The sequence below is a fragment of the Methylobacterium sp. J-078 genome, from assembly GCF_022829285.1.
In the GTDB taxonomy this organism is placed as follows: Bacteria; Pseudomonadota; Alphaproteobacteria; order Rhizobiales; family Beijerinckiaceae; genus Methylobacterium.
On sequence record NZ_JAKSYI010000033.1, the window covers coordinates 64,956 to 78,844 of the forward strand.

Below are 13,889 nucleotides of genomic sequence, written 5' to 3' on the forward strand. Positions count from 1 at the left end.
GGGGACCCGTGGTGCCCACGATAGGCATCAGCGCCCTTCTCCATGGGGAGACGAGGAGACCGCGTGCGCGCCGGCTCACCAAACCATCCCGGCTCATTCGGCGGCGCTCGGAATCGCACCGGCAGGCGCCGGCGCGCGGCGGCGCAGCCGGTCGAGGTACAGGTAGACGACGGGGGTGGTGTAGAGGGTCAGGATCTGGCTCACGATCAGGCCGCCGACGATGGCGATGCCGAGGGGCCGCCGTAACTCGGAGCCCTCCCCGCCGGCGAGGATGAGGGGCATGGCGCCGAGCATCGCGGCGAGCGTTGTCATCATGATCGGACGGAAGCGCAAGAGGCAGGCCTCGAAGATCGCCTCCTGCGGGGAGGCTCCGCGCGTGCGCTCGGCATCGAGGGCGAAGTCGATCATCATGATCGCGTTCTTCTTGACGATGCCGATGAGCAGGAACACCGCGATCAGCGCGATCACCGTGAACTCGGTGCCCGAGACGAGGAGCGCCAGCAGGGCGCCGATGCCGGCGGACGGCAGGGTCGACAGGATCGTGACGGGGTGGACGAAGCTCTCGTAGAGGATCCCGAGGATCGTGTAGACGGCCAGGAGTGCGGCCAGGATCAGCAGCGGCTGGCGCGAGGAGGATTCCTGGAAGCTCTTGGCGGAGCCCGCGAATTCGCCGTGGATGGTGGCGGGCAGGCGCAGATCCGTGATCGCCGCCTCGATGGCGGCGGTGGCGTCGGACAGGCTCTTGCCCGCTACGAGGTTGAACGAGATCGTGGTGGCGACGAACAGGCCCTGGTGGCTCACCTGGACCGGCGCATTGCCGGTCTCCAGGCGGGCGAAGGCCGAGAGCGGGATCATCGTCTCCTTGGCGCTCGACACCGGCGCGCTCGACGAGGCGCCGCCCTTGCCCCCCGCGATGGCGTTGGCGGCGGCGTTGCGGGCCGAATCGGTGGCGATGGCGGCGGCGTTCGCATCCGCCGTCGCGGACGTGCTCGTGGCCGCCGCCGCACCCGCCACCGTGCCCGCGACCGCGTTGGTGGTGGCCGAGCCCCGCGCCTTGCCGCCCGAGGTCGAGACGTAGAGCATCTTCAGGGTGTCGGGGCTCTGGAGGTAGCGCGGGGCGATCTCCATCACGACGTGGTACTGGTTCAGCGGGTTGTAGATCGTCGAAACCTGACGCTGGCCGAAGGCGTCGTAGAGGGTGTTGTCGATCTTGTCCGGGGTCAGGCCGTAGCGGAAGGCGCTGGCCCGGTCGATGACGAGGCGGCTCTCGAGGCCGCCCTCCTGCTGGTCCGAGGTGACGTCGGCGAAGACCGGGTTCTTCTGCAGGGCCTGCACCAGCTTCGGCGCGGCGGCGTAGAGTTCCTCCGCCGTGTCGCCCTGGAGGGTGTACTGGTACTGGGCGAAGCTCTGGCGGCCGCCCATGCGCAGGTCCTGGCGCGGGAACAGGTAGAGCCGGGCCCCGGCGACCCGGGACAGCTTCGGGCGCAGGCGCGCCATCACGGCGGTGATCGAGTCGCGCTCGCCCCGGGGTTTGAGGCCGACGAAGACGTTGGCCGAGTTGGTGCCCCGCCCGCCGGTGAAGCCGACGACGCTGTCCACGGCCGGGTCGGCCTGCACGATGGCGGTGGCCTGCTCCAGCTTCTGCTTCATCGACTGGAACGAGATGCGCTGGTCGGCCTGGATGCCGCCCATCATCTGCCCGGTATCCTGCTCGGGAAAGAACCCCTTCGGGACGATGACGTAGAGGTAGACGTTGAGCCCCACGGTCGCCAGCAGCGAGAGGGCCACGAGCCGCCGGTGCCGCATGGCGACCCGCAGGGTGCGCTCGTAGCCCGCCAGCATGCGATCGAACCCGGCCTCCAGGCCCCGCACGAACCAGTTCGGGCGCGCGCTCCCGTGGGGCGCTTCCGGGCGCAGGAAGAGCGCGCACATCATCGGCGTGGTGGTGAGCGAGAGCACCAGGGAGATCAGGATCGACAGCGACAGAGTGACGGCGAATTCCTGGAACAGGCGCCCCACGATGCCGCCCATCAGCAGGATCGGCAGGAACACAGCCACCAGGGAGAGGCTCATGGAGATGACGGTGAAGCCGACCTCGCGGGAGCCGAGCAGCGCCGCCTCGACCCGGGGCCTGCCCTTCTCGATGTGACGCTGGATGTTCTCCAGCACCACGATGGCGTCGTCGACGACGAAGCCTGTGGCGATGATCAGCGCCATCAGCGAGAGGATGTTGAGGCTGTAATCCAGCAGGTACATCGCCGAGTAGGTGCCGACGATGGAGATCGGCACGGCGACCGCCGGGATCAGGGTGGCGCGGCCGGAGCGCAGGAACAGGAACACCACGAAGATGACGAGGACGACGGCGATGACCAGCGTCTCCTCGGTCTCGGCGAGCGAGGCCCGGATGGTGGCACTGCGGTCGCCCGTGATGGTCAGGTCGATGTCGCCGGGCAGCGCCGCCTTCACCTGCGGGATCGCGGCCTTGAGCCCCTTGATCGTCTCGACGACGTTCGAGCCCGGCTGCTTGTAGATGAACAGGATCACGCCCGGCTTGCCGTTGACGAGGCCGAGGTTGCGCCGGTCCTCCACCGAATCCTCGATGGTGCCCACATCGGTGAGGCGCACGGCCGCGCCGTTCCGATAGGCCACCACGAGGTCGCGGTAATCGGCGGCCACGCGGCCCTGATCGTTGGCATAGAGCTGATAGTGGCGCGTCTCGGTCTCGATGGCCCCTTTCGGCGAATTGGCGTTGGCCGAGGCCAGGGCCGCGCGGATGCCCTCCAGGCCGATGCCGTAGTTGAACAGGGCGGTCGGATCGAGGGCCACCCGCACCGCCGGCAGGGACGAGCCGCCGATGTCGACGTTCCCGACCCCCGGGAGCTGGGACATCTTCTGCTGCACCACGGTGGCGGCGGAATCGTAGAGCTGGCCCGGCGTCAGGGTGTCGGAAGTGAGCCCCAGGATCAGGATCGGTGCGTCGGCCGGATTGAACTTCCGGTAGGTCGGGTTCGAGCGGAGCGCCGTGGGCAGGTCGGCCCGCGCGGCGTTGATCGCCGCCTGGACGTCCCGCGCCGCGCCGTCGATGTCCCGGTTCAGGCCGAACATCAGCACGAGCCGCACCGAGCCGAGGGAACTCGTCGAGGTCATCTCGGTGACGTCGGCGATGGCACCGAGACGCCGCTCCAGGGGCGCCGCCACGGTGGTCGCCATGGTCTCCGGCGAGGCGCCGGCCATCTGCGCCTGGACCAGGATGACGGGGAAATCCACCTGGGGCAGCGGCGCCACCGGCAGCTTCATGAAGGCGAAGATGCCGGCGAGCAGCACGCCGATGGTGAGCAGCGTGGTGGCGACGGGCCGCCGGATGAACGGCTCGGAGACGTTCACGGCAGCGCCTCGACGCTGCCGGCACCGCCTTCGCGGCGGCCGGAGAGGCGACGCTCCAGGCGGTCGAAGGCGAGGTAGATCACTGGGGTGGTGAAGAGCGTCAGCACCTGGCTGACGATGAGGCCCCCCGCGATGACGATGCCGAGCGGCTGGCGCAGCTCGGACCCCACGCCTGTGCCGACGATGAGCGGCACCGCCGCGAACAGGGCCGCGAGCGTCGTCATGAGGATCGGCCGGAAGCGCAGGATGCAGGCCTCATAGATCGCGTCGCGGGGGCTCATCCCCTCCTCGCGCTCGGCCTGGAGCGCGAAGTCGATCATCATGATCGCGTTCTTCTTCACGATGCCGATGAGGAGCACGATGCCGATGATCGCGATGATGTCGAGGGAGAGCCCGAACAGCATCAGCCCGATCAGCGCGCCGATCCCGGCGGACGGCAGGGTCGACAGGATGGTGATCGGGTGGATGAAGCTCTCGTAGAGCACACCGAGCACGATGTAGACCGTGACGATGGCCGCCAGCACCAGGAAGAGCTGGTTGGAGAGCGCCGACTGGAAGGCGAAGACCGAGCCCTGCGGCACGACACGGAAGCTCGGCGGCAGGTCGATCGACTGCCGTGCCGCCTCCACCGCCGAGACGGCATCGCCCAGGGCCGCGCCGGGCGCGAGGTTGAACGAGACGGTGGTGGCGGGAAACTGCCCGAGATGGCTGATGAGCAGCGGCGCGCGCCGCTCGCTGACCTGGGCCACCGCCGAGAGCGGGACCTGGCCCGAGGCGACCGTGGAGGACGGCAGGTAGATGTGGTCCAGGCTCTCGATCGTCTTGTGCAGGTCCGGATCGGCCTCGAGGATGACCCGGTACTGGTTCGACTGGGTGAAGATCGTCGAGATGATGCGCTGGCCGAAGGCGTCGTAGAGGGCGTTGTCGACGGTGGCGGGCGTGATGCCGTAACGCCCGGCGGTCGGCCGGTCGATGGTGATGTAGGCGGCCAGCCCGCTCGCCTGCAGGTCGCTCGCGACATCCATGAGGAGCGGCGAGGCCTGCAGCGCCCGCACGAAGCGCGGCACCCAGGTCTCGAACTCCGTCAGGTTCGGGTTCTCGAGGATGACCTGGTACTGGGTCGCGCCCACCGCCGTGTCGATGGTGAGGTCCTGCACCGACTGCAAATAGAGGCGGATGCCGGCCACACCGGTGGTGGCCGCCTTCAGCCGCTCGATGATCTCCGGCGCGCGGGCCGTGCGCGCCTCATGCGGCTTCAGGTTGATGAGGAAGCGGCCGGAATTCAGGGTGACGTTCTGGCCGTCGACCCCGATGAAGGAGGACAGGCTCTGCACGTCCGGGTCCTTCAGCACGATGGCGGCGAGCTTCTGCTGACGCTCCGCCATGGCGGCGTAGGAGACGGTCTGGTCGGCCTGGGTCACGCCCTGGATGACGCCGGTGTCCTGCACTGGGAAGAACCCCTTCGGGATTACCACGAACAGGTAGGCGGTGAGCGCGATGGTGCCGAGGGTGACGACGAGGGTCAGCGTCTGGTGGCGCAACACCACCCGCAGCATGCGGCCGTAGCCCGCGATGATGCCGTCCATGCCGCGGCGGGCGGCGCGGGCGATGAAGCCTTCGCGGCGCTCGGCGCTGCCGGGGACGTGGGCCTTCAGCAGGCGCGCGCACAGCATTGGCACGAGGGTGAGCGAGACCACCGCCGAGATGATGATGGTGGCCGCGAGCGTGATCGCGAATTCGTGGAACAGGCGCCCGACCACGTCGCCCATGAACAGGAGCGGGATCAGCACCGCGATCAGCGAGACGGTGAGCGAGATGATGGTGAAGCCGATCTCGCGGCTGCCCTTCAGCGCGGCTTCGAGCGGCGAGTCGCCCTCCTCTACGTGCCGGGCGATGTTCTCGATGACCACGATGGCGTCGTCGACCACGAAGCCGGTCGCGATGGTGAGCGCCATCAGCGACAGGTTGTCGAGGGAGAAGCCGTAGAGGTCCATGATCGCGAGCGAGCCGATCAGCGACAGCGGCACCGACAGGCTCGGGATCAGGGTCGCGGAGACGCTGCGCAAAAAGAGGAAGATCACCAGCACCACGAGGCCGATGGCCAGCGCCAGCTCCACCTGCACGTCGTGCACCGAGGCGCGGATGGTGGTGGTGCGGTCGGTGAGCACCGTCACCGTGATGGCGGCCGGCAGGGTCGCCTGGAGCTGGGGCAGCAGCGCCTTGATCTTGTCGACGGTGCTGATGACGTTGGCGCCGGGTTGGCGCTGGATGTTCAGGATGACGGCCGGCGTCTCGTCCATCCAGGCGCCGAGCTTGGTGTTCTCGGGGCCGTTGACCACGTCGGCCACGTCCGAGAGGCGGACGGGCGCGCCGCTCTTGTAGGCGATGATCGCGTCGTCATAGGCCTTCGGATCGCGGATCTGGTCGTTGGCATTGATGGAATAGGACTGCGTCGGGCCGTCGATGGTGCCCTTGGGCGTGTTGACGTTGAGGTTGGTGATCGTCGTGCGCAGGTCGTCGATGTTGAGGCCGTACGCGGCGAGCGCGCGGGCATTGAAGCGGATGCGCACGGCGGGGCGCTGCCCGCCGCCGGTGCTGACGAGACCGACGCCCGCCACCTGGGAGATCTTCTGCGCCAGCCGCGTCTCGGCGAGATCCCGCACTTCCGTCAGCGGCAGGGTCTTGGAGGTGAGCGCGAGCGTCAGGATCGGCGCGTCGGCGGGGTTGACCTTGGCGTAGATCGGGGGAGCCGGCAGGTCGGAGGGCAGGAGGTTGCCGGCCGCGTTGATCGCGGCCTGGACCTGCTGCTCGGCGATGTCGAGGGGCAGATCCAGGCTGAACTGCAGGGTGATGACCGAGGCGCCCGCCGAGCTCTGCGAGGTCATCTGGTTCAGGTTGGCGAGTTGGCCGAACTGCCGCTCCAGGGGTGCCGTCACCGCCGAGGTCATCACCTCCGGGCTGGCGCCCGGATAGAAGGTCTGGATCTGGATCGTGGGATAATCCACCGACGGCAGGGCCGAGACCGGCAGGTTCAGGTACGACACCATGCCGACGAGCAGGATCGCCAGCATGAACAGCGTGGTGGCGACCGGCCGCAGGATGAACAGGCGGGACGGGTTCATCGGGCGAGAAACTCACTCGGCCGCACGTCTCGAAATCCAGACCACCTCGGATCGATCATCGCGAGGAGGCCTCGTCCCTCTAAGGCGCGCGACAGGCTCCCTCTCCTGGAAGGAGAGGGTTGGGGTGAGGTGTGTGACATCTCCGGACAATCCAGACACCTCATCCTGTCCCTCTCCTTCCGGGAGAGGGGACTTGCGCTCCACTTTCGTGACAGAGAGGCCATCGCGATTCGAGCCTGTATCATCACTCGGCGGGCCGTTGCCGGCGGCGCTCGCGCTTCTGACCCTCGGGCGCGACCGCATCCGCCTTGGCCGCGTCGGGCTTCTCCCCCTCCTTGACGGCCGCCGCCGCGGGCATCGCGGAACCGTCGGCCGCGGCTCCCCGGACAGGCGCAGGAACAGCCTTCCCGCCCTCCTCGGTGACACGCACCGGCGCGCCGTCCCGCAGGCGGTCGGTGCCGTCGACCACCACGCGGTCGCCGTTGCTCAGGCCCTCGGTGACCACCGTGCGCGGGCCGTCCGCCTCGCCGAGCTTGACCGGGCGGACCACGACCTTGTCGTCGCCCTGCATGAGGTAGACGTAGGTGCCCGGCGTGCCGCGCAGGATCGCCGCGGTCGGGACGATCGGCGCGGCGCGCACGGTGTCGACGGTGAGCTTGGCGTTGACGAACTGGTTCGGGAACAGCGCGTCGTCCTGGTTCTCGAAGATCGCCCGCAGCTTCACGGTGCCGGTGGTGGTGTCGATCTGGTTGTCCACCGTGTCGAGGACGCCGGTGGCGATGGCGTTGGTGTCGCCCCGGTCGTAGGCCGTCACGGCGAGCTTCGCGCCCGCGCGCACCCGTCGCATCACCCGTGCGACGTCGTCCTCCGGCAGGGTGAAAACCACCGAGATCGGATGGAGCTGCGTGACCACCACGATGCTGGTGGAGGCGGCGGTGATGTAGTTGCCCTGGTCGATCTGGCGCAGGCCCACGCGTCCCTCCACCGGCGAGACGATGCGGGTGTAGGTGATGTTGAGCTTCTGCTGGTCGACGAGGGCCTGGTCGGCCGCCACCGTGCCCTCGTTCTGCTTCACGAGGGCCCCTTGCGTGTCGACGTTCTGCTTCGAGATCGAATCCTGCTGGGAGAGGCGCTGGAAGCGGGCGAGGTCGAGCTTCGAGTTCTGCAGCAGCGCCTGGTCGCGCATGAGCTGGCCCTGGTACTGGGCGAGCTGGGCCTCGTAGGGCCGGGAATCGATCTGGGCGAGGAAATCACCCTTCTTCACGGTCTGGCCCTCGCGAAAGCCGATCTCGGTGAGGTAGCCGCTGATCTGCGAGCGCACCGTCACGGTGGCGAGCGGGGTCACGGTGCCGAGGCCGGCCAGCACGATCGGCACGTCGCCCGGCGCGACCGTGGCGATGCCAACCGCTTGCGGCGGCTCGCCGTGCCCGCCGCGGCCGCCCGCGCCCTTGCCGCGCCCGGGCGTCGCGGCGACCTGGGTGCCGGATTTCGGCGCGAAATAGTAGCGGTAGCCGGCATAGCCCGCGCCCGCCAGGACCAAGAGCACGACGAACCAGAAGCCGGCCCGGCTGCGGCGGCGGACGGGCGGCGCGGCGCGCGTGTCGGCCGGAATCGCGCCGGGATATTCCCGCGCGGTCTCGGTTCGGATGGGCGAGGTTTCGTTCATGGCCTGACGATCGCGGTGTGTCGGAAACGGCGTGACGCGCTGGAATGTCTCACGGCATCCTCACATGAGACCAACGAGTCTGGTCCCTCCCCCATCCGGCCCTGCCGACCGGGCTTGCCGCATTGTCCTCAAGATAAGTCCGCCGACCGGTCAGCGACAGCATCGAGCGAGGTCGCACCCCGTCGAAGCGGTCGCGGCGCACGCGCGGCGCGGCGTCTCGCACGCGCGAAGGCGCACGAACGAGGCTCTGACAAGGGGAACGCGGCACGGCATGGCACTCGTCCTGCGGGACCAATGCGACTCCAGTGGGGCCTTCGGGTTTCCCCCGTGTTGCTGGCGGGCGCGGACCGGGACGGCTGGTGCCGGCCCGATGCGGCCCCTGTGGAAACCGGTTCGGCGCGCACGCGAAAAAGGCCGTCGCCAGGGGGAAGCGACGGCCTTTTCATGAACGGACCGGAGCGGTGACAACGTGAACGGAACGAGGGGGCGAAGTCCCGCGCTGGCGATCACCGCTCCAGCCGTGTCTCAGAAATACGTGATGGCTGATGATTGTCAATAATCGTCAGTCGACAACGATCCTGGCCGGCGCGGCCGGGTGCGAGGCCGCACATTTCGTGGCCGCGAGGCGTCGTGCTACGCCACCCCGGCCAGAGCCCGCGTCACCCCTCGAGCCCCCGCGCCCCATGAATCCCGTCCTCGCCGATCTGCCGACGACCATCTTCACGGTGATGTCGGGCCTTGCCCGCGAACTCGGCGCGATCAACCTGGGCCAGGGCTTCCCCGACGATCCGGGACCGGAGGATGTCCGGCGCCGGGCCGCCGAGGCGGTGCTGCACGGCGACAACCAGTACCCGCCGATGATGGGCCTGCCCAACCTGCGCCGGGCGATCGCGGCGCATTACGCGCATCATCAGGGGCTGGACCTCGACCCTATGGCGGAGGTGATGGTCACCTCGGGGGCCACCGAGGCCATCGCCGCGGCCCTGTTCGCCCTGATCGCGCCGGGCGACGAGGTCGTGCTGTTCGCGCCCCTCTACGACGCCTACCTGCCGCTGGTGCGCCGAGCCGGCGGCGTCGCCCGCATCGTGCCCCTTCAGCCGCCGCATTTCCGGCTCGACGCGGACGCCCTCGCGGAGGCCTTCTCGGACCGGACCAAGCTCGTGGTCCTGAACAATCCTCTCAACCCAAGCGCGACGATCTTCGGCCGCGAGGACCTGGCGCTTCTGGCGTCCTTCTGCACGCGCCACGACGTCGTGGCGATCTGCGACGAGGTCTGGGAGCACATCGTCTTCGACGGCGCCCGGCACATCCCCCTGATGGCGCTGCCCGGCATGCGCGACCGGACGGTCAAGATCGGCTCGGCCGGCAAGATCTTCGGCCTCACGGGCTGGAAAGTCGGCTTCGTGATGGCGGCGCCAGCGCTGCTGCGCGTGGTGGCCAATGCCCACCAGTTCCTCACCTTCACGACGCCCCCCGCCCTGCAGGAGGCGGTGGCCTACGGGCTGGCCAAGGACGACGCCTACTTCACCGGCATGCGCGCGCGCTTCGCGGCCTCCCGCGACCGCCTCGCGACGGGCCTCGCCGCGCGGGGCTTCCGGGTGCTGCCCTCCCACGGCACCTACTTCCTCAACGTCGACCTCGCGCCGCTGGGCTGCGACGACGACGTCGCATTCTGTGACGATCTGGTGCGGCGGCACGGCATCGCGGCGATCCCGATCAGCGCGTTCTACCCCGACGCCTCCGTGCGCCACCTCGTGCGACTGTGCTTCGCCAAGGCCGACGACGTCCTTGACCGGGCCCTCGATCGGCTCGCCACCGTCGCGCGGCAGGCGGCCTGATGGGCGGGTTCGCGCGGGCGGCGCTTGCGGGCGCACGCGGCCAGGGCCACATCCCGGCTCATGATCACGCCGCGCATCACCCGGAGCCCGACCATGGACTTCACCCAGACCGCCGGTGCCACCACCCGCTTCCGCCCGAAGGCGGACGACCGCGAGGCCACGCTGCTGCGCCTGGAGGCGTTCGCGCACCTGATGGACTCGGCCTTCGTGATCCCGGGCATCAACCGGCGCGTAGGTCTCGACGCGCTGGTCGGCCTCGTGCCGGTGGTGGGGGACGTGGCCGGCATGCTGCTGGCTTCCTACATCGTGGTGGAGGCGCGCCGGCTCGGGGCGCCGCGTTGGCTCATCGCCCGGATGGCCCTGAACATCGCGGCCGACGGGGCGCTGGGCGCAGTGCCGCTGGCGGGCGACCTGTTCGATGCGGCCTTCAAGGCCAACCGCCGCAACGTGCGCCTGCTGCGGCGCCATCTCGAGCGCCACGGCGGCCTGCGCCCCAACGAGATCGAGGGCACGGCGACGCGCATCGACGGCTGAACGGCGGCACGAGGGGCGCCCGATGAACGAGGTCGCGCGTCCCGACACCGCCCTGGCGGTCGCCCTGCCCCCGCCGCATCGCGGCCTGTCCCCCCTCAACCGGCGGCGGCTCGCCAATTTCCGGCGTAACCGGCTCGGCTACTGGTCGTTCCTGATCTTCACGGGCCTGTTCGTCGCGAGCCTGTTCGCCGAGTTCATCGCCAACGACCGGCCCCTGGTGGTCTCCTACAAGGGCGAGATCCTGTTCCCGGTGGTCATCGACTATCCGGACGAGAAGTTCGGCGGCTTCTACGCCCGGCCGAACTACCGCTCGGCGGAGACGCGCAAGGAAATCGCCGACAACGGCTGGGCGATCTGGCCTCCGATCCCCTATTCCTACGACACCATCATCGACGGCCTGCCGACCCCCTCCCCGTCTCCGCCGACCTGGATGCTGACGGAGGCGCAGTGCCAGAACGTGGGCAAGACCTGCGCCGAGCTGGAGACGCACTGGCTCGGGACCGACAACACCACCCGCGACGTGCTGGCACGCATCATCTACGGCTTTCGCATCTCGGTGCTGTTCGGGCTGATCCTGGCGCTGATTTCGTCGGTGATCGGCGTCGCCGCCGGGGCGGTGCAGGGCTATTTCGGCGGCTGGGTCGATCTCGCCCTGCAGCGCTTCATCGAGGTCTGGAGTGGTATCCCGACCCTCTACCTCATCATCATCATCTCGGCCTTCATCGAGCCGGGCTTCTTCGTGCTGCTGGGCATCCTGCTGCTGTTCTCGTGGGTGTCCCTCGTGGGCGTCGTGCGCGCCGAATTCCTGCGTGCCCGAAACTTCGAGTACGTGCGCGCCGCCCGGGCCCTGGGCCTGTCGAACATCCGCATCATGAGCCGGCATCTCCTGCCCAACGCCATGGTGGCGACGCTGACGTTCCTGCCCTTCATCCTCAACGGGTCGATCGGGACGCTGACCTCACTGGACTTCCTCGGCTTCGGTCTGCCTCCAGGCTCGGCCTCGCTGGGCGAGCTCCTGGCCCAGGGCAAGGACAACATCCAGGCGCCCTGGCTCGGGCTGACCGGGTTCTTCGTGGTGGCGGTGATGTTGAGCCTGCTGGTCTTCGCCGGCGAGGCCGTGCGCGACGCCTTCGACCCGCGCAAGTCGTTCGGCTGATCCGGGGGGCGCGTCAGAGCGGGCGGGTGGCACCGCCGTCGAGGAGCCAGCCCTTCGCCCGCAGGATCAGGGCCGGGCGGACGCGGGCGACGTCGTCGCCGTCGACCAAGGGTGATGTGGAGAGCGCGGCGAGATAGGCCTGCTCGCTCGGGCGGCAGGCCCGCAAGGCCGAATCCGCCGCGATGACCCGGCTGGAGAGGGCGACCTGGAGGGCGAAGTTCCGGTGCAGGCAGGCGCGCCAGGCCACGTGCCGGTCCGCCACGCCCGGTTGCCCCTCGGCCGAGGCGCTGCCCGAGAACAGGATCAGACAGAGGACTGAGAGCGCGGGCAAGGCGCGGTCGCGGATCGTCATGGCGAGGCTTCCCGAACCCCGTCACCCTCGCGCGGCCAGGCTTAACTGGGCCTTAAAGCGTGCATTTGTCCCCAGTCCCGTTCCGGGACGCTCAGCGGTTGGCGGTCGTCACGGGCGAGGTGGCGCGGCCGAGGGAGACCCAGCCGACCGTGCTCTGGCTCTCGCGCTTGATGAAGGTGTAGCCGGTCTGGCGCCAGGGGAGCACGGCGCTCGTCTTGTTGTCGAGGACGATGTCGCCCCGGTCGGTGATCAGGGTCAGGACGGCGTGGCCCTCGCCCTTCTCGTCGATGACGACGGTCATGCGCATCGCCCGGCGCGGCAGGCCGGCCTCGGCCAGGAACTTGCGCTTGAGAAGCTGGAAGTCCTCGCAGTCGCCCGACCCGTCCTCGGCCAGGTCCCAGCGGTCAGCGACGTTCAGGTGCTCCATGTCGGTGACGGCCCGCAGGGACTTGTTCACCCGGCGGTTCACCGACACGATGGTGTTCCAGGTGGCGGGGGTGAGGGTGATCTGCGCCGGCTCGGCGGTGTCCACGGCGCATTCGGCGGCGTAGCTCTGGCAGAAATCCACCCAGGCGGCGATCGCCCGGGCCGGCGCACCGGCCGTGATGGTGCTCGGCACCGTGGGCAGGGACGCCAGGGTCTGCGCGCCGGCGCCCGGCGCCAGGGTGAGGCCTGCGAGGAGCACGGCCCCGCCGAGGGCGGCGAGACGGCCCTTGAGGGTCGGGAAACGCTGGGAAATTCCGTACCGCATGACCGCCGCTGGTCCCGTTAAGCTTCTGTTAACGAATGTCCCATGGCAGACGTTGCACGGCAATCGGCGGGTTAAGAAAAGGTTAACAGTGTGGATGGCGCGGGTGCGGCAGCCTCCGGCCGCGCGATCGCCGGAGATTGTCTCGCGCGTGAGCGGCGGGTTGCGCTGGCACACCGACACGGTCGGCCGGAAGATTCATCCAGGATCCGCCCCGATGTCCCGGGGCGCCCGAGCGGTCGGGACCAGGATCGCCCGACGCGCGGGATGATCACGGCCTGATCAGGGCGTCGTCGCGGAACCATCACGATGGGACGATAGGGTGCTTGGCACTTGGCCAAGCTGCACCATCTTCGTTCGCGAGGGCGCGACGGGTCACGAGGACGAGGCTTTCACGATGAATACCGACACGCTCTATCAGGGAGCCCGCGCCCTGCTGACGAACACAGCATTGGCGGCGCTTCTGGCAAGCACTCTGACCATCTCAGCTCGAGCCCAGGAGATGCCGTTCGTCGATACCGAGCGCGGCACCTTCCTCATTCACGGCAATTACTGCGGCCCCGGAAACCGGAGCCCGCGTCCGCCGATCGATGCCCTGGACGTGGCCTGCATGCACCACGACAGGTGCTCGCCCCCGCGCGGTCAGATCGCCACCTGTGCCTGCAACGATCGCCTGCATCGGGAAGCGGAGGCGGTGTCGCTGGACCCGAACCAGCCCGAGAGCCTGCGCGACACGGCGGGTCTGGTCGCCGACACCGCGACCGCGTTGCCCTGCCGCTAGTGCTCTGACTCAGACGGATGGTTCAGGAGCTCGGCTGAGGGCTTCGAAGATTGCAGAGGCGGGTTTAGTCCAGATTAAGGGCTTTGGGGTAGGGTTGTGCTGGGCTGGGTAGCGGTTGATCGGAGCCTGCAGGTCGACGGCGGCGGGGGAGGTGGCCGGCCGTGGACCGGGACGGGGCAGGGCAGTGAAGAATCCTCTCCACGGCGTTAAGCCATTAGGACGAGGTCGGCGTGAAGTGGCAGCGGCTACGCCTATGTGCGGCAAGTGCGTCCTGGACGCCCGGCGGTTTCTAATCGATCCGTGTGGTT

9 protein-coding genes are annotated in these 13,889 nt (G+C 69.0%); 4 read left to right on the plus strand and 5 right to left on the minus strand.

What is annotated here, in order from left to right:
- Positions 1 to 93: 93 nt before the first annotated feature.
- The 3 genes from MKK58_RS02745 to MKK58_RS02755 form a co-directional block, all read right to left on the minus strand.
- Positions 94 to 3,384, minus strand: coding sequence for an efflux RND transporter permease subunit (locus MKK58_RS02745; protein WP_243910641.1), 3,291 nt, complete (start codon positions 3,382 to 3,384; stop codon positions 94 to 96).
- Positions 3,381 to 6,506, minus strand: coding sequence for an MdtB/MuxB family multidrug efflux RND transporter permease subunit (locus tag MKK58_RS02750; protein WP_243910642.1), 3,126 nt, complete (start codon positions 6,504 to 6,506; stop codon positions 3,381 to 3,383). Before MKK58_RS02750 ends, MKK58_RS02745 begins: the two co-directional genes overlap by 4 nt.
- 244 nt (positions 6,507 to 6,750) lie before the next feature.
- Positions 6,751 to 8,172, minus strand: coding sequence for an MdtA/MuxA family multidrug efflux RND transporter periplasmic adaptor subunit (locus tag MKK58_RS02755; RefSeq protein WP_243910643.1), 1,422 nt, complete (start codon positions 8,170 to 8,172; stop codon positions 6,751 to 6,753).
- A 683-nt stretch (positions 8,173 to 8,855) separates the two neighbouring features.
- On the opposite strand from MKK58_RS02755, the gene MKK58_RS02760 reads away from it, so the two are divergent.
- From MKK58_RS02760 to MKK58_RS02770, 3 genes are all read left to right on the plus strand, one after another.
- The gene (locus MKK58_RS02760) at positions 8,856 to 10,010 is read left to right on the plus strand and encodes an aminotransferase (RefSeq protein ID WP_243910644.1); all 1,155 of its coding nucleotides are present in this window, start codon (positions 8,856 to 8,858) and stop codon (positions 10,008 to 10,010) included.
- A 93-nt stretch (positions 10,011 to 10,103) separates the two neighbouring features.
- Complete coding sequence (locus MKK58_RS02765; RefSeq protein ID WP_108035376.1) at positions 10,104 to 10,544, plus strand: DUF4112 domain-containing protein; 441 nt, start codon at positions 10,104 to 10,106, stop codon at positions 10,542 to 10,544.
- Positions 10,545 to 10,566: 22 nt separating this feature from the next.
- A complete protein-coding gene (locus MKK58_RS02770; protein WP_243910645.1) occupies positions 10,567 to 11,700 on the plus strand; it encodes an ABC transporter permease in 1,134 nt (377 codons plus the stop codon).
- 13 nt (positions 11,701 to 11,713) lie between these two features.
- On the opposite strand, the gene MKK58_RS02775 is transcribed toward MKK58_RS02770, so the two are convergent.
- Both MKK58_RS02775 and MKK58_RS02780 read right to left on the minus strand, forming a co-directional pair.
- Positions 11,714 to 12,052 carry a hypothetical protein gene (locus MKK58_RS02775; protein ID WP_243910646.1) on the minus strand — a complete coding sequence of 113 codons (339 nt, stop codon included), beginning with the start codon at positions 12,050 to 12,052 and terminating at the stop codon, positions 11,714 to 11,716.
- A gap of 91 nt (positions 12,053 to 12,143) precedes the next feature.
- Positions 12,144 to 12,803: a transglutaminase-like cysteine peptidase gene (locus MKK58_RS02780; protein ID WP_243910647.1), complete on the minus strand. Its 660-nt coding sequence runs from the start codon at positions 12,801 to 12,803 to the stop codon at positions 12,144 to 12,146.
- A 394-nt stretch (positions 12,804 to 13,197) separates the two neighbouring features.
- Between MKK58_RS02780 and MKK58_RS02785 the strand changes: the two genes are divergently transcribed.
- Complete coding sequence (locus MKK58_RS02785) at positions 13,198 to 13,581, plus strand: hypothetical protein (protein WP_243910648.1); 384 nt, start codon at positions 13,198 to 13,200, stop codon at positions 13,579 to 13,581.
- The last annotated feature ends 308 nt before the right edge of the window (positions 13,582 to 13,889 follow it).

Bases quoted from the DNA above. Each gene is read 5' to 3' on its own strand.
- MKK58_RS02750 (WP_243910642.1), bottom strand. From the start codon at position 6,506: ATGAACCCGTCCCGCCTGTTCATCCTGCGGCCGGTCGCCACCACGCTG.
- MKK58_RS02755 (WP_243910643.1), bottom strand. From the start codon at position 8,172: ATGAACGAAACCTCGCCCATCCGAACCGAGACCGCGCGGGAATATCCC.
- MKK58_RS02760 (WP_243910644.1), top strand. From the start codon at position 8,856: ATGAATCCCGTCCTCGCCGATCTGCCGACGACCATCTTCACGGTGATG.
- MKK58_RS02765 (WP_108035376.1), top strand. From the start codon at position 10,104: ATGGACTTCACCCAGACCGCCGGTGCCACCACCCGCTTCCGCCCGAAG.
- MKK58_RS02770 (WP_243910645.1), top strand. From the start codon at position 10,567: ATGAACGAGGTCGCGCGTCCCGACACCGCCCTGGCGGTCGCCCTGCCC.
- MKK58_RS02775 (WP_243910646.1), bottom strand. From the start codon at position 12,052: ATGACGATCCGCGACCGCGCCTTGCCCGCGCTCTCAGTCCTCTGTCTG.
- MKK58_RS02780 (WP_243910647.1), bottom strand. From the start codon at position 12,803: ATGCGGTACGGAATTTCCCAGCGTTTCCCGACCCTCAAGGGCCGTCTC.
- MKK58_RS02785 (WP_243910648.1), top strand. From the start codon at position 13,198: ATGAATACCGACACGCTCTATCAGGGAGCCCGCGCCCTGCTGACGAAC.